Raw genomic sequence first — 15,272 nt, forward strand, 5'->3', positions numbered from 1 at the left:
CAAGGCTGCCTGCCCATCAATGACCAGCCACCACTTGACCGGACTGCCTCACACCTTGGGTAAAACCATGTACTCGCGCTCGCGATGTAATGACCAAGCCGCCCAGCAGCAACACCAACAGCACCCAGGGAAATGATCCTGCGCCCCATTGGTCGAGCAACACGCCGCCCACTATCCCGCCGCCTGCAATAGCGCTGTTCCAGACCACCACATTCATCGACAGCGCAACATCAGCGCCCTCCGCCGCCGAGTCGGCCAGAGCTGTTTGCAGCAGCGTCGCCGCGCCGCCAAACGTCAGACCCCAGATGAAGACGCCTATGTAAATGGCCAAGGCAGAGCCCGGGAACAAACCGAAGAAAATCGACACTGCAGCGAAGGTCGCGAGGCTGGCCAATACGGTCGTTCGCAGATGGTGATCGACCAAACGCCCTGTCACCCAGATGCCCAGCAGCGCGGCAACACCAAATGCCAGCAACACCACATCAACATCATTCGCCAACCCGGCCTGGGAAACAAAAGGAGCGACATAGGTATAAAGAATGTTGTGCGCCAGCATCCAGGTAAAAACAACGCCCAGAACCGAACGCACGCCCGGCGTGAAAAAGACCTGACGCAGTGCCATCCTTTCGGAGGAAGACTGACCAGGATAGTCCGGCACCTTGATCAGCACCCAGGCGATCAGCACAAGGGTCATGCCTGACATCAACCCGAACGCCATGCGCCAACCCATGAAGCCACCCAGCCAGGTTCCCAACGGCACCCCGAGCGACAAGGCGATGGGTGTTCCCACCATCGCTATCGCCATTGCCCGGCCCTGCAATTGAGGCACCACCATGCGCCGTGCATAGCCCGCAATAAGGCTCCAGGCCAGACCCGCGGAGGCGCCAGCGAAAAACCTTGCGACCAGCGTCAGCCAGTAGTTCGAGGACAGCGCCGTGACGGAATTGAATATCAGAAAGCCGAGAATCGGCAGCAGCAACACCGTTCTGCGACGCCAGCTTTGCGTGGCGATGGTCAGCGGTATCGCCGCCAGCAACGATCCGAGTGCGTAAACCGTCACCATCTGCCCCGCAAACGACGGCGAGACGCCCAGCCCACTGCCGATCTCCGGCAGTAACCCCGCAGGCAAAGTCTCGGTCACGATGCAGATGAAACCTGTCATCGCCAACGCCAGTAATGCTCCCAACGGAAGTTTTCCGCCCTGCTGCTCATCTGTCGCCATGTCATCCTCCGACTAATATACTGATCGGTATAAATATAGGGAGAAGCATCCAGGTGGTCAACGACTTATGTATCGATTAGTATTTAAATACCTCTGAAGGAGATTCGACATGGCACAGATGGGCCGTCCGCGCACGTTCGACCGTGACGCGGCAATCACTCAGGCAATGTATTTATTCTGGGAGCACGGATACGACGCCACCTCCCTCACCCAGCTCAAGGCAAGCATCGGTGGAGGCATCACTGCACCCAGCTTTTACGCCGCGTTCGGCTCGAAACAGGCCCTGTTTACCGAGGTGATGGAGCGTTACCTCACTACCCACGGTCGGGTTACCGACAGCCTGTTTGATCAGACTTTGGCGCCCAGAGAAGCGATTGAACTCACCCTTCGTCGCTCGGCAAAAATGCAATGCGAGCCCGATCATCCCAAGGGATGTCTGGTGTCGCTCGGCTTGATGAGCGCTTGCTCGGAAGAGAGCAAGACCATCTCGGCCCCCCTCGCACGGGCGAGAGACATGAACCGTGCTGCCCTGGTGGCCTGTGTCGAACGCGCTATCCGAGCGGGAGAATTGCCGAGGACGGTAATGCCGGAGACACTTGCTGCCGTGTTCGACAGTTTCATGCTGGGCTTGTCGACACTGGCGCGCGACGGTGTTTCGCATGACACGCTGGATGCTGCAGTCACTCAAATAATGGGGCTGTGGGATAGCCTGAGCGCCAATGCCCATGACCAATGATCAACAAGCGCTGGCCGTAAGTGTGCTAAATCCTGTTCCAGGGTTGTCTTCCGGTATGTGGAAGTTGAAGGTGATGAATGTGCGGGAAGAGAATGAGCGACGAATCGATTGGGACTGACATGAAAAAGGTTGTGTTGGCACTTTCATCGATCATGCTGGCAGCCTGCATGCCTTATAGCTCGATGACCTCGCCAGATCCAGACATGCGTCTTGATGGAGATGAGCCTGAAGGTTATCCAAGGACGGTCGTTGTGCACTACAAAGGCAGTTGCTACCGGGCCACCGAGTCATGGTCCAAGGAAACAGAAGCAATCAGAGGTCATACTCTATGGATCAAGCGGGAGACTCGAGAGGATGTAGCCTGTCCACAAGCCCCGCAGTGAAGGCTGACCTCACGCGCAGGCGCAGGCCACGATTGTGAAGCGCACTGATCCCCTCGAATTCAACCTTTTGGTCTGTCCTCAATTTCATGTTCTGGTGTGTGATGTAATCGCGCCGAAACGGATGAAGCAACGCGCCGGAGTAAGGTCAATCAATGCCAAAGAAATCTCAAGCCAAAGCAGCGACTGCTGCTGATATCGAGCACTCCATCCAGGCGCTGAATACGATGGCTGAACGCCTGTGGGGCGATGGCCGGGAGGCTGAGGCAAAAGCCCTGCTCGACGCCCTGGATGCTTTGAACCGAGCGCTCGATAGAATCAGGATCGGGGAAAGCCGCAGGGTCCTTCATTGATCCGCCAGCCTGCGTATGTCTTGTACCAACGAGCGGCTGGCACTCAATCACAACGTCAAAACCATTCTATGATTCGATGGACACGAGCCTGATAATGTCCCGAACATCGATGCTCAAGGCAACGTAAATGATGAATCGTCATGCGACACGCAGCGTGTTGTTTTTCTTGCCCCTCTTCTTGCTGTGCGAACCCGTACAGGCATCAACGTGGCAAATTTGCAGGATGGAACTGCGCATCACCGATGTATTGAAAAAGCCTTATCCGACATTACAGGCACAGGTATTAAAGGTACGTACGACATCGCCCGCTGTAGAGTGCCCGATGGAAGGAACCATCCTCACGTTTACGCCAGAAACCAGGGACTACCAGAATGATCTGCCGCGTCGGCAGTGGCCCAAAAAAGGGCAGTCTGTGCGCGTCGACTACCGGTATCTGGATGGTATGTGCAAAGGCGACGGCCATAGCCATGCATGCCGCATCAAGCACTACCCAATGGTTGGGCCTTGAATATCAGGGGGAAGTATTAGTCGCCTCTGAAGAGAAATCGGTTCCCAAAATCCGGAGCCAAGGCCAGCGGGCTTGATAACTCTTCGCCTTCTGATCGAACAGATCGGGATGGGCGTTGCCGGGATTGATCCTGAGAAGCCCCTGCCCCACATCGTCCAGACCGAAAGATGCGTAAACGTCGCCCGTTTCAACCTCCAGCCCGATACAGGTGCCGGCAATGAGGTAGCGATCAATACCGTCCCGGGTCGACTGGAGTTGAGGACAATCTCTGCCAAACCGCTGGTGATACCAAAGATGGACGCGTGCCTGGTTCTTGATGTCGACATTGACGCCCAGATCATGAAAGAGATGTTTAGCTGAGGTGATGACCTCGTTTTCCGCCTCCCAGGACAGTTCGGTATCGAAGTAGAAAACGTCGTAGTCCTTTACCCCCCAGTCTGGCGGCAACTGCGCCTGATGATTCCAGACAGCCTGGAACAGACAGCCCGCAGTGAGCATGCACTGACTCAAGCCAAGTGAAGGCAAACGGGACATGATTTCCGAATTTGCGGAATTGGTCATTGCTATTCTGACCAGCTCTTAGGCACTCAATATCGTATCCATCCGTGGCTCCTCGATACCGTCTGGGGCACTTGCCAGGCAAATGACGCTTTGTCTACCAAGCTTTGAGCAACGCCACTACCATCGATACTACCCCATGATTGTTTCTGGGTGATGCATGCGGCCGCGGCTCCGTATGTCCCCTATCCGAACCTGAGTAGTCGAAAAAGTCGCCGACTTCCGCAAGGCGCGTCGCACATTCGACAGCCAGGAGGGCAAAAAACCCTCATGGCAAATTCCCACTGCTGTTCCAGAAAACCTCTAAGACCTAATCAGACCGGACGTCCATCCAACCAACCCCGCGAAAATACCGATCACACCACGAACCGGTTCACCAACTGGTTCAGGTTGACCGCCAGTTTCGACATTTCACCGCATGCACTGGCCGTCTGGCTGGCACCTGCGGCGCTCTGGGTGGCGAGTTCGCGGATGCTGACCAGGTTGCGGTCAACTTCGCGGGCGACATGGGACTGCTCTTCGGAGGCTGTTGCGATCATGAGGTTGCGCTCGTTGATCTGAACGATGGCCTTGGCAATCTGGTCCAGCGAAGTACTGGCTTCCTGAGCGACGCCTAGCGATTCGGTCGCCAGATCCTTGCTTGTGTTCATCGCTTTCACTGCCAGATCGGAATCGGTCTGAATCGCCGCGATCATCTGTTCGATTTCCTGTGTCGACACCTGGGTGCGATGGGCCAGCGCTCTTACTTCATCCGCTACCACCGCAAACCCACGCCCCTGCTCGCCTGCACGGGCGGCTTCGATGGCAGCGTTCAATGCCAACAGGTTGGTCTGCTCGGCAATCGCTCGAATCACCTCGACCACCTTGGAAATGCTCTGGGCACGATTCGACAGGCCTTGAATCTGTTCGCTGGTGTTTTCAACGTTACCGTTCAGTTTTTGAATCGACTTCAACGTCTGGGCCACTCGGGCCGAACCTTCTTCGGTATAACCCTGGGTGCGCTTCGACTCTTCGGAAGCGGATTCGGCGTTACGAGCGACCTCGTCAACCGCCGCGCTCATTTCGGTGACTGCCGTTGCCGCCTGATTGACCTCGTCGTTCTGGGCAACAAGACCACGACTGGATTCTTCGGTAACCGCTGTCATCTCTTCCGAGGCGGACGCCAGCTGGTTGGATGAATCGGATATCTGCATGATCGTGGTGCGAAGGTTCGCCTGCATCTGCGACAGCGCTTTCAGCAGTCGCCCGGCTTCATCAGTCCCGCTGACCAGAACCTCCTTGGAGAGGTCACTGGCTGCGATGCGCTCTGCGACAGACAAGGCATCGTTGATGGGTGAAGTAATACTTCTCGTCAGCAGGAGTGCAAAACCAATCGTCAGAATGACAACCACCGTGATCAGCCCGACAACAAGCCAGAGCCCACTTTCGTAAAGATCAGTTGCGGTTTGCCCGGCCCGAGCGGCGCCTTCGTTGTTGAAGTTGGTAAGGTCTTTGATCTGATCTTCCATCGCGTTCGTCAGCGGTCGAATGCTCGTACTGACCAGTTGGACCGAACCCGCTATATCACCCTGCCTCATCAGCGGTTCGAGAATATCCAGTTGTTTGGAATAGGCATCGGCGCTTTGTTTTACCGGTGCATAAGTCGACCTTTCTTTGTCACCCGAAATGAGGGGCTCGTAACCTGTCACCGCATCGTTGAATGCTTTGCGGTAGCCAGGAAAGCCGTCGATCGTCTTTTGAATGGATTGAGGGTCAGCCAGGCCACGCTGTGTTTCAAGCCTCAGGCGAAGAACAGCAGAATTCATTAAAGCCGTTTGTCGGATGCTGGCCATCCAGTTGAGTTCGACGTCTTTTTCAGCGTCCCTCAGCTTGCCCATTTGCACCACGGCAAATGCGCCCAGCACGAACACCAGAGCGATGATCAGTGCGAAAAACAGGGCAGCTCGGGGAGCTACGTTGAGATTTCTTAGGCGCATGCTGGATTCCTGTCTTCCGTCGAATGAATGACACATCATCATGCTATCGACGCAACGCTAGAAACTTTAGGCAGGCTTGACGGAAGGCCATGACCTAGAGCCACTGCATGCGTCTTCAACTATTACGATTAGCCGCCGTTCAAGTTGTCTGCTTTGTATTTGCGCCGCTCACCACAAACACCCCCAACGCCACACCACACACCACCACCTGAATCCCGCCCAGTGTAGTCTCGGCCGCAAAGGTCAGTGCCGATCCAAGCCATGTGGTAACCGCTGCACACCCCATGGTCAAAAAGCCCAGCAACGCAGAAGCCAGACCTGCCTGTGCGCCGTAAGGCCCCATGGTGACGGCGGTGCCCAGCGGATTGGCCAGGCCCATACCCCACAGGAAGACGACCATCGAAAGGGTGTAGCCACCCAGGCTCGGGTTCACCGGCCCCAGCAACAGCAACAGTCCGCCGAACAGTGCAATGGCGAAGCCTGTCGCGGTGACGGCGCGAATGCCGAATCGGTGGGCCAGCCTGGGGGCTGCGATGCCTGCGGTGAAGACCACGAAGACGGTGGCAGCGAAGTAGAACCCTGCCTCCAGAGACGTCAGCCCTATCCCGCTCATCAAAATCGCTGGTGCAGCGCCGAAGGAGGCAAACAGCCCGCTCATCAACAGGCTCACCGACAGACCGGGCAGGATGAATCGACGGTCCCGCATCAGCTTGCCGTAGGCGACGAACACTTCAGGCACCGAGCGCGAAACGCGGCTGGAGGCTGGCAGCGTTTCGCCCAGCGTAAGGCTGTAAATCAGCGCGACCGACAGCGCGGCAATTGCGACGATGACGAAGATCGCGCGCCATCCCAGCGCGGTCGTCAGCACACTGCCCAGCAAGGGCGAGAAGCCAGGTGCCGCAGCGGTCGCGACCATGATCAGCGACCATGATCAGCGACATCGCTCGCGCCAGTGCTTCGCCTTGAAACAGGTCCCGCGCAATAGCTCGGGCCAGTACTGCGGCCGCGCATATCCCCAGTGCCTGGATCACGCGTCCGACGATCAGTATCTCGAACGACTGGGCGAAGCCGCACACTGCCGTGCCGATCACGAAGACCGACAGACCGCCCAACACCAGCCTCTTTCGTCCGTAGCGATCTGCCAACGGGCCGACGACCAGTTGGGCCAGGGCGAAGGTGATGAAGAAGCTGGAAAACGTCAGTCCCAGTTCGCGTGACGACACGCCCAACTGGGATGCCATCTCGGGAAAGGCAGGCAGGATGATATTGGTGGACAGGATGCTGAGAGCCGACAGGCCCGCCAGCAGTGCAATCACCTTACCCGTGGGTGCCATGTTCACATCGTTATCCGTCACGTTATTCATTGATGGCTCTCTATAAAAAGACTGGTTTGCTGAGTACACGCCATTCCGTGTGGGAGGCGCCACCACGTCTTCGACGTAGCGCTGTCGTGCAGCAAACACCGGGCGTCGTGGGAGCGGACTTGTCCGCGAATGCAGTGTTTCAGCCACCGCATGCGTCGGATGTACCGGCCTTTTCGCGGACAAGCCCGCTCCCACAAAACCCAGTTTCTTCAGTGACTTATGGGTTGTTTGATAAGAGGTGGATTGCCGGCAATCTGCCGGGAACCGGCAGCAAAACCTGCACACGCGGTGTGTCAGATACAACCTGGGCCGCTGCGCAGCCCATCGCTGCCGTCGTAACCTCCGAGAGCTCCCACGCCCTTCGGGCAGAAGCAGATTTCAGCGCTTCTTCACAAGGCTTCGCTGTGGATCAGCGTGCTATCACCTGGCAACCTCTACCACCGCCGAAACAACGCACTGGCATTCACGCCACCAAAGCCAAACCCGTTCGACAGCGCATGGGTGATCAACATCTTGCGGGCAGTCAGCGCCACCAGATCCAGGCCATCGGCCGCTTCATCCGGGTGGATGAGGTTCAGTGTCGGCGGTACGATCTGGTCGCGCAGCGCCAGAACAGTGAACACCGCCTCGATCCCGCCTGCGGCACCGAGCAGATGCCCGGTGGCGAACTTGGTCGAGGTGATCGCGACCTTGGCGCCGGCACCGAACACCGCCTGAATCGCAGCAAGCTCACCTTTGTCGCCGACCTGCGTCGAGGTGGCGTGGGCGTTGATGTGCTGCACCTCAGACGGATCCACGCCGCCCTGACGCAGCGCCTGTTCCATGGCCCGGCGTGCGCCGTTGCCGTCTTCGGGGCCTGCGGTCAGGTGGTGGGCGTCGGCGCTGGTGCCGTATCCCACCAGTTCTGCAATCGGCGTCGCGCCTCGTGCCAACGCGTGCTCCAGCGACTCTATGACCAGCAGCCCTGCGCCTTCAGCCATGACGAACCCGTCGCGGTCCCGGTCGAACGGGCGCGAGACTTCCTGAGGCCGGTCGGCAACCCCGGTGGACAGTGCCCGCGCAGCGGCAAAACAACCCAGCGTGACGCGATCGATTGCCGCTTCGGTCCCGCCGCAAATCGCAATATCCGCCTCGCCGCTTCTGATCAGCCGTGCTGCGTCGCCGATCGCCTGCACACCGGCTGCGCAGGCCGTCACCGGCGCGCCCAGCGGCCCCTTGAAACCGTAGCGGATCGAGACATGCCCCGCTGCCATGTTGGCCAGAAACGACGGCGCAGTGAACGGCGACAAGCGACGTGGTCCACGCGTGTCTGTCGTGCGTACGGCATCGGCAATCACCCCGAACCCGCCGACGCCGGAGGCAATGATGGTGGCCGTGCGTTGCTGCTCTGCCTCGGTTTCAGGATGCCAACCGGACTGCTCCAACGCCTCGTGCGCAGCCACCAGCGCGAATTCGATGAAGCGGTCCATTTTCTTGCGTTCTTTCGGCGCGATCACGCGATCCGGGTCGTAACCTGCGATCGGATCGTGTTCAAGCGTCGGCACCTGGCCTGCGACCGAGACGCCTGTGCCGTCACTGACCGCGTCGTCGAGCGCACGGATACCTGACTGTCCTTCCAGCAACCTGCGCCAGACTTCTTCTGCACCGCAGCCCAACGGCCCGACGACTCCGCAGCCGGTGACGACAATGCGCTTTTGTCCTTGGTGATTATTCATGCTCAGGTCCTCGTCATAGGTGCGTCAGTGGATACGGGTTGCGAAGCCTGCGGCTCTTGATCGGGGCGAATCTTGTACCAGATGGAATACATGGCCGGCAGGAACACCAGGGTCATGACCGTACCGCCCAGCGTGCCGCCGATCAGCGTGTACGCCAGCGTGCCCCAGAACACCGAATGCGTGAGCGGGATGAACGCCAGGATGGCAGCCAGTGCCGTGAGCAGCACCGGACGCGCTCGCTGCACGGTGGCTTCCACCACGGCATGGAAAGGATCAAGCCCATCCTTTTCGTTTTGATCGATCTGCCCGATCAGAATCAGCGTGTTGCGCATCAGAATGCCGGACAGCGCGATAAGCCCCACCAGCGCGTTGATACCGAACGGTTGATTGAACAGCAGCAAGGTCGGCACTACTCCAATGAGCCCCAGTGGCGCGGTCATGAACACCATGACCATCGCCGACATCGAACGCACCTGCAGGATGATGATCAGCAAGGTGACCGCAATCATGATCGGGAACAGCGGCAGCAACGCCACGGTCGCCTTGGCCGACTCCTCGATCGAACCGGCCTGATCGATGCGGTAACCGGCCGGCAGGTGGTCGATGATCGGCTGCAGTTCCTTGATGATCTTCGACGACACATCCGGCGGCTGCAGATGCTCGGCAATGTCGCCGCGCACGGTGATGGTAGGCACACGATCACGACGGCGCAGAATCGGGTCTTCCATGCGCACGCCGACTTCGCCGATCTGCGAGAGCGGAATGCGCTGGCCACCGGAACCCACGAGGGTGAAGCCTGCGATTTTTGCCGGGTCCAGACGGATATCCCCGGCTGCCCTGCCCATAACCTCAACCGAGCGAATGTCTTCGCGCACCGAGGTAATCGGCACGCCGGACAACAGGAACTGCAACTGTTGGGCGACCGCGCTGGAGGTCAGCCCGACGGCCTGCAGGCGATCCTGATTCAGCGAGAAATGCAGCGTCGGTACGCGCGAGCCCCAGTCCGTGTTGACGGTGCGCATCATCGGGCTGTTCTGCATGACAGTCTGTACCTGCTGCGCAATCTCGCGCAGTTTGTCAGGATCAGGACCGGCAACACGGTACGCGACCGGAAACGGCGAATACGGCCCGAACACCAGTTGTGTCACCCGCACCCGCGCTTCGGGTGCCAGCCCCTGCGCGACCGCTTCGCGGATGCTGTGCTTGAGTGCTTCACGCGATTCCTGGCTGTCCGTCAGCACGACGATCTTGGCAAACGATGGATCGGGCAATTCAGGCGCCATCGCCAGATAAAAACGCGGCGAGCCCTGGCCGATATAGGCCGTCACGATCTTCGCCGCGTCCTGCTTATGCAGCCACGCCTCGACCTTGGCCGTGGTGGCGCTGGTCTGCTCGATGGAGGTGCCGTACGGCATCTGCACTTCGATCAGTACTTCCGGGCGATCCGAGGTCGGGAAGAACTGTTTCTTGACCAGCCCCATGCCCAGCACCGCGACGACAAAGGTCAGGATCACCACGATTGCGACCAGCCATTTGCGAGCGATGACCCGGGCCAGAATCCGGCGAAAACGGTTGTAGCGTGGCGTGTCGTAAATCGCGGCATGACCACCTTCGACCGGCTTGATGTCAGGCAGCAGCTTCACGCCCAGGTAAGGCGTAAACACGACCGCGACGACCCAGGACGCAATCAGCGCGATGCCGACGATCCAGAACATGTTGCTGGTGTATTCGCCCGCCGTGGACTGGGCAAAACCGTTGGGCATGAAGCCGACTGCGGTGACCAGCGTACCGGCGAGCATGGGCGCTGCTGTGTGACTCCAGGCGTAGGCCGAGGCCTTGATGCGGTCGTAGCCCTCCTCCATTTTCACCACCATCATTTCGATGGCGATGATCGCGTCATCCACCAACAGGCCCAGCGCCAGAATCAGCGAGCCCAGGGTGATGCGGTCGAAGTTCTTGCCCGTCGCTTCCATGACCACGAACACAATCGCAAGGGTCAGCGGCACGGCAGCCGCCACCACCACGCCCACTCGCCAGCCCATGCTGAGGAAACAGACCAGCATCACCACCAGCAGCGCGACGAAGAACTTGATCATGAACTCATCGACCGATGAAGCGATGTTCACGGACTGGTCGGTGACTTTGGAAAGCGTCATGCCCAACGGCATGGCCGCGTTGATGCTGGCGGTCTCGGCATCCAGTGCCTTGCCGAGGTCAAGCCCGTTCCAGCCATCGCGCATCACGACGCCCAGCAGCAAGGCGGGCTCGCCCTGGCTGCGGACCATAAACGTGGCAGGATCTTCATAACCGCGCTCGACGGTCGCGACGTCCGTCAGCTTGAGGGTTCTGCCCTGCACGGCAATCGGTGTATTGCGGATTTTCTCGAGCTTGTCGAACGCACCATCCAGACGCAGAAACACCTGAGGCCCATCGGTCTCGATGGAGCCCGCGGGCGTCAACACGTTCTGAGTATTGAGCGCAGCAAAGATGTCCTGCGGCGAAACACCCAGCGTCGCCAGCCGCTCGTGGGAGAACGACACGAAAATGCGTTCGGCCTGCTCTCCGACGATGTTGATCTTCTTCACGCCAGGCACGTGCAGCAGCCGCTGACGCAGGGCTTCGGCATCGCGCACCAGCAGACGTTGCGGTTCGCCCTTGGCCTTCAAGGCAAAGAGCGCAAAGGTCACATCAGAGAACTCATCGTTGACCATCGGACCGATCACGCCTGCCGGCAGAGTCTTGGCTGCATCGTCGATTTTCTTGCGTGCCTGATAGAACTCTTCCTGCACCTGGGACGGCGGGGTCTTGTCCAGCAGCGAGACCATGGTGAACGCCAGACCGGCGCGAGTGTAGGTCTCGCTTCGGTCGTACCATTTCAGTTCCTGCATGCGCTTCTCAAGCGGCTCGGCGACCTGATCCTGCATTTCCTGTGCGGTTGCGCCGGGCCATGCCGAAATGATCGTCAGTTGCTTGACCGTGAACGGCGGGTCTTCGGCGCGCCCCAGTTTGAAGAATGAGAGCGTACCAGCGACGCCGATCAGGAAGATCAGAAACAGCGTGATGGACCGTTCGCGAACGGCCAGCGCCGAGAGGTTGAAACGGCCCGAGCTCATGGCTTCGCTCCGGCAACGACAGTACTCGGTTGCAGCACCAGCACCTCTTCGCCTTCGTGAAGCAGATGGGCACCTAGCGCCACGACCTGCTCGCCGGGCTTTAGGCCACCTGTGACCCGAGCCGAATCGTCGCTCAGTCCCAGCAACTGCACGCCGCGCCACGAAACCTTCGTCGGTGTCCCGGTAATCACCCACACGCCTGCGCCCTGCCCTGCGTCATGAAGTGCGCCAATGGGCACCGCGAGCGCTTGCATGGAGGTCTTGCCATCATCGATGTCCAGCGTGACGGTCGAACCCAACGGAGCGACGGCGTTGGCTCCGTCGAGTACGTACCGGGCTTCAAAAGTTCGGGTCAGTGGATCGGCCGAGTCGGACAGCAACCGTAGTTTCGCAGGGATCACCTCGGCGTCGTTTCCGTACATCCGCGCCTGCGCTGCAGAACCGACGGCAGGCCGCAACGTTTCCGGCAAATGGACAATGGCCTCACGCTGACCCGACTTGGCAAGCCTGACCACCGGTTGCCCTGCGCTGACGACCTGTCCAGGCTCGGCCAGAGTATCAACCACAACCCCGTCGGCATCGGCCAACAACACCGCATAGCCGGTGGCATTGCGCGCTACAGCAGCCTGCGCCTGCGCAGCATTGAGATCGGCCTTGGCAGTGTCAGCCAGCGATTTGATCCGGTCGTAGGCGGATGCGGAAATGGCGCCGGCAGCGACCAGATCCCGGTTGCGGGCTTCATCGTCTGCCGTTTGTTTTGCCCGCGCCACGGCAGCTGCCACGGCCTGCTGCTGGGCTTGCGCCTGAAGACCAAGATCGACCGGGTCCAGACGCATGAGCGGCTGGCCGCGCTTGACGGTCTGCCCCGTGTCCACCAGACGCTCCAGAATTTTCCCGGAGACGCGGAAACCCAGATCGCTCTGCACGCGAGCGACCACCACGCCTGTGAACGAACGAGCGCCGTCACTGGCGCTCGCAACTGCGGCGCTTTTCACCAACGGTGGTTGCGTACGAGGATCGCGCACGCTCGACGAGTCGCCACACGCGGTCAGAACGAAGGGCAGAGCACAAACGGCGAGCGTTGCAGGTATGAGCCGGAGCATGGGATCCCTAACTTTTAAAGTGAGCAGGAATCCGATTCTCTAGATAGTGACCAATTTAGTCAACAGTCACAAATTTATGGAGCGAGGCTTCTCAGTATCAGCGCGGACAGGTGCACAGGGGCTGTGGGCACGATATCCAGGTTGTACTGCAACTGGACCGGGCTGATGTAGGGACGCATCACCAGATGAATGGCCTGGACGGTTTCATCGAGTGGCGTCTTGCGCTCGAACTCGCCCGACTCGCGCCCTTCAAGAACGATCTGCTGGATCAGCTCGCGCAAACGGGCATCGTGCGCTAGCGCGGACGGCCACTTGTCACGGGTAGCGACGGCGGCAATGTCGTGCAGCTTGCGGTCGTGAAAGAACAGATCGCTACCAGCCTCGACCACCGCGCGGAACAGGCGTCGCAGCTTCTCCGAGGCGGTTGGCGCATCTGCGATTGCCGCATCGACGATGGTCATGATCATGGCCAGGCGATTGGAACAGATCACCTCGCCGATGGCCTGCTTGGAGTCGAAGAACTTGTAGATGTAGGCCTTGGAAAAACCGATGGCCTTGGCAAGATCGGACACTGTGGTTTTCTCGAAACCGTAGTGACCGAAGTGTTCGGTGGCCGCTTCCACGACCTGATCGCGAACGCTGTGGTCGGACGGTCCGCGTGACGGGGTCGTATCGATGTGCTTAGTCATGTTTCCAGCTTAGCTCCGCAAGCCTTGATTGACAACAAGTGACCAAATTGTAATATGGTCACAGTCATTCATCCCAAGGAAATCTCAATGCGCCCGCTCTGCACGTACGCACTATTGATAAGTGCCAGCCTGATGGCGGGCTGCGCCGTAGGTCCGGATTACCAGCGTCCGGACGCTCCTGTGTCGGCTCATTATCTGGCTCGACCTGACGCAAGGCCGGATTCTACAGCGCTCAAGCTCGATAATGCGGTCTGGTGGCAGAGTTTTGCCGACCCACTGTTAAACGAGTTCGTCTCCAGTGCGCTGGCGCAAAACCTCACACTGGCACAGGCCAGCGCGCAGCTGACTCAAGCGCGCGCCGGGCTCAGCGCCGCCACTGCTGCGCTGCTGCCATCGGGTAACGTCAGCGGGCAGGCTTCGCGCGCCTATCAGTCAGTGGAAACGCCGCTCGGAGAGGTACTGGACTCAACCCCGGGTTTTGATCGCTACGGCAATGCATACGAAGCCAACCTCAACGCCGCCTGGGAATTGGACGTATTTGGCGGACTGAGGCGCGGCCGCGAAGCCGCACTGGCTGACTATCAGGCATCCGAGGCGGGCGTTGCGGCGACACGCTTGGCGGTTGCGGCGCAGACGGCTGATACCTACATCATGATTCGCGGGTTGCAAACGCGACTGGACATCGCGCAACGGCAGGTCAAGACCCGGCAGGACCTGCTGGAGAAAGTGCAGATGCTGTACGACAGGGGCCTGTCGCCCGAGTACGAACTGCGCCAGACCGAAGGCGAACTCGCGCAGGTTCAAGCAACTGTACCGGTTCTGCAGTCTGGGCTGGACGCCGCCATGAACGCCCTCGACGTCATGCTGGGCGTACCTCCTGGCACCCATCGCACGAAACTGGCGACGGTTAAAGCGATCCCGACCGCCCCGCCACTCATCGCAACCGGCACACCTGCCGATCTCTTGCGCCGCAGACCGGACCTTATGGTCGCTGAACGTCGCCTTGCCGCTTCCAGCGCCCGGATCGGAGTGGCAGTCAGCGAGTACTACCCCAAGCTTTCGCTGAGCGCACTGCTCGGCAGTGCGACAGCGGTGTCGAGCGGCAACCTGTTCAGCAGCGGCGCCAGTCAGTCGGCAGGCGTACTGGGACTGCGCTGGAGGCTGTTCGATTTCGGCCGCGTCAACGCGCAGATCAATCAGGCCAAGGGCGCAGAAGCAGAAGCCCTGGCCGCTTATCGACAGTCGGTTTTGCGAGCCACCGAAGATGTCGAGAATGCGTTCTCGTCGCTGATCAATCGCACCACTCAGACGACCATTCTCAGCCGTGGCGAAAAGGCGCTGACCGCAGCAAGGCAATCGTCCTTCGCGGGCTATCAGAACGGGGCAGCCAGCCTGATCGACGTGTTGCGCGCCGACGAAACGATGCTTCAGACATCGGACGCCAGAGCCCAGGCCCAGACCGAAACCGCCCGTGCCGCCGTGGCTGCCTTCAAGGCACTCGGGGGTGGCTGGCAGGCGCCGGGGTCCGATGTTGCGGTTCGATAGCCACCGCAAT

Annotated in this window: 12 protein-coding genes and 1 pseudogene; 5 read left to right on the top strand and 8 right to left on the bottom strand. The window is 59.6% G+C overall.

Going from position 1 to position 15,272, the window contains the following annotated elements; genetic code table 11:
* Positions 1-16: 16 nt before the first annotated feature.
* Entirely contained in the window at positions 17-1,222 is a 1,206-nt protein-coding gene (locus AO065_RS21465) for an MFS transporter (RefSeq protein ID WP_004886727.1), read from the bottom strand.
* Between the two features lie 109 nt (positions 1,223-1,331).
* On the opposite strand from AO065_RS21465, the gene AO065_RS21470 reads away from it, so the two are divergent.
* The 4 genes from AO065_RS21470 (at position 1,332) to AO065_RS21480 (ending at position 3,199) form a co-directional block, all read left to right on the top strand.
* The gene (locus AO065_RS21470; RefSeq protein WP_004886729.1) at positions 1,332-1,958 is read left to right on the top strand and encodes a TetR/AcrR family transcriptional regulator; all 627 of its coding nucleotides are present in this window, start codon (positions 1,332-1,334) and stop codon (positions 1,956-1,958) included.
* A 92-nt stretch (positions 1,959-2,050) separates the two neighbouring features.
* The gene (locus tag AO065_RS26780) at positions 2,051-2,341 is read left to right on the top strand and encodes a hypothetical protein (RefSeq protein WP_235811644.1); all 291 of its coding nucleotides are present in this window, start codon (positions 2,051-2,053) and stop codon (positions 2,339-2,341) included.
* A 152-nt stretch (positions 2,342-2,493) separates the two neighbouring features.
* Positions 2,494-2,691, top strand: a complete 198-nt coding sequence (locus tag AO065_RS21475) for a hypothetical protein (RefSeq protein ID WP_004886734.1) — start codon at positions 2,494-2,496, stop codon at positions 2,689-2,691.
* 130 nt (positions 2,692-2,821) lie between these two features.
* Positions 2,822-3,199: a hypothetical protein gene (locus tag AO065_RS21480; protein WP_032652184.1), complete on the top strand. Its 378-nt coding sequence runs from the start codon at positions 2,822-2,824 to the stop codon at positions 3,197-3,199.
* Between the two features lie 3 nt (positions 3,200-3,202).
* Here the strand turns inward: AO065_RS21480 and AO065_RS21485 are convergent, their stop codons facing one another.
* From AO065_RS21485 to AO065_RS21515, 7 genes and pseudogenes are all read right to left on the bottom strand, one after another.
* On the bottom strand, positions 3,203-3,760 hold the full coding sequence (locus AO065_RS21485) for a nucleotidyltransferase family protein (RefSeq protein WP_043304809.1): 558 nt from the start codon (positions 3,758-3,760) through the stop codon (positions 3,203-3,205).
* 353 nt (positions 3,761-4,113) lie between these two features.
* Entirely contained in the window at positions 4,114-5,775 is a 1,662-nt protein-coding gene (locus AO065_RS21490; RefSeq protein ID WP_407072086.1) for a methyl-accepting chemotaxis protein, read from the bottom strand.
* A 97-nt stretch (positions 5,776-5,872) separates the two neighbouring features.
* Positions 5,873-7,097, bottom strand: a pseudogene (locus tag AO065_RS21495) (multidrug effflux MFS transporter).
* Positions 7,098-7,531: 434 nt separating this feature from the next.
* Positions 7,532-8,812, bottom strand: a complete 1,281-nt coding sequence (gene fabF, locus AO065_RS21500; protein ID WP_032652195.1) for a beta-ketoacyl-ACP synthase II — start codon at positions 8,810-8,812, stop codon at positions 7,532-7,534.
* A gap of 2 nt (positions 8,813-8,814) precedes the next feature.
* Complete coding sequence (locus tag AO065_RS21505; RefSeq protein ID WP_004886755.1) at positions 8,815-11,925, bottom strand: efflux RND transporter permease subunit; 3,111 nt, start codon at positions 11,923-11,925, stop codon at positions 8,815-8,817.
* Positions 11,922-13,028 (bottom strand): efflux RND transporter periplasmic adaptor subunit, encoded by a 1,107-nt coding sequence (locus AO065_RS21510; RefSeq protein ID WP_004886758.1) that lies wholly within the window; start codon positions 13,026-13,028, stop codon positions 11,922-11,924. Before AO065_RS21510 ends, AO065_RS21505 begins: the two co-directional genes overlap by 4 nt.
* Before the next feature lie 74 nt (positions 13,029-13,102).
* A complete protein-coding gene (locus tag AO065_RS21515) occupies positions 13,103-13,717 on the bottom strand; it encodes a TetR/AcrR family transcriptional regulator (protein ID WP_004886761.1) in 615 nt (204 codons plus the stop codon).
* Between the two features lie 87 nt (positions 13,718-13,804).
* Between AO065_RS21515 and AO065_RS21520 the strand changes: the two genes are divergently transcribed.
* A complete protein-coding gene (locus AO065_RS21520; protein WP_004886765.1) occupies positions 13,805-15,262 on the top strand; it encodes an efflux transporter outer membrane subunit in 1,458 nt (485 codons plus the stop codon).
* Positions 15,263-15,272: the final 10 nt, after the last annotated feature.

The organism is Pseudomonas viridiflava (assembly GCF_001642795.1).
Lineage (GTDB): Bacteria > Pseudomonadota > Gammaproteobacteria > Pseudomonadales > Pseudomonadaceae > Aquipseudomonas > Aquipseudomonas viridiflava.

What these genes read in the sequence shown, in the direction of transcription:
- AO065_RS21510 (WP_004886758.1), bottom strand. Translation starts at nt 13,028, where the DNA reads ATGCTCCGGCTCATACCTGCAACGCTCGCCGTTTGTGCTCTGCCCTTC.
- AO065_RS21490 (WP_407072086.1), bottom strand. Translation starts at nt 5,775, where the DNA reads ATGATGATGTGTCATTCATTCGACGGAAGACAGGAATCCAGCATGCGC.
- AO065_RS21520 (WP_004886765.1), top strand. Translation starts at nt 13,805, where the DNA reads ATGCGCCCGCTCTGCACGTACGCACTATTGATAAGTGCCAGCCTGATG.
- AO065_RS21475 (WP_004886734.1), top strand. Translation starts at nt 2,494, where the DNA reads ATGCCAAAGAAATCTCAAGCCAAAGCAGCGACTGCTGCTGATATCGAG.
- AO065_RS21505 (WP_004886755.1), bottom strand. Translation starts at nt 11,925, where the DNA reads ATGAGCTCGGGCCGTTTCAACCTCTCGGCGCTGGCCGTTCGCGAACGG.
- AO065_RS21480 (WP_032652184.1), top strand. Translation starts at nt 2,822, where the DNA reads ATGAATCGTCATGCGACACGCAGCGTGTTGTTTTTCTTGCCCCTCTTC.
- fabF (WP_032652195.1), bottom strand. Translation starts at nt 8,812, where the DNA reads ATGAATAATCACCAAGGACAAAAGCGCATTGTCGTCACCGGCTGCGGA.
- AO065_RS26780 (WP_235811644.1), top strand. Translation starts at nt 2,051, where the DNA reads ATGAGCGACGAATCGATTGGGACTGACATGAAAAAGGTTGTGTTGGCA.
- AO065_RS21465 (WP_004886727.1), bottom strand. Translation starts at nt 1,222, where the DNA reads ATGGCGACAGATGAGCAGCAGGGCGGAAAACTTCCGTTGGGAGCATTA.
- AO065_RS21470 (WP_004886729.1), top strand. Translation starts at nt 1,332, where the DNA reads ATGGCACAGATGGGCCGTCCGCGCACGTTCGACCGTGACGCGGCAATC.
- AO065_RS21515 (WP_004886761.1), bottom strand. Translation starts at nt 13,717, where the DNA reads ATGACTAAGCACATCGATACGACCCCGTCACGCGGACCGTCCGACCAC.
- AO065_RS21485 (WP_043304809.1), bottom strand. Translation starts at nt 3,760, where the DNA reads ATGACCAATTCCGCAAATTCGGAAATCATGTCCCGTTTGCCTTCACTT.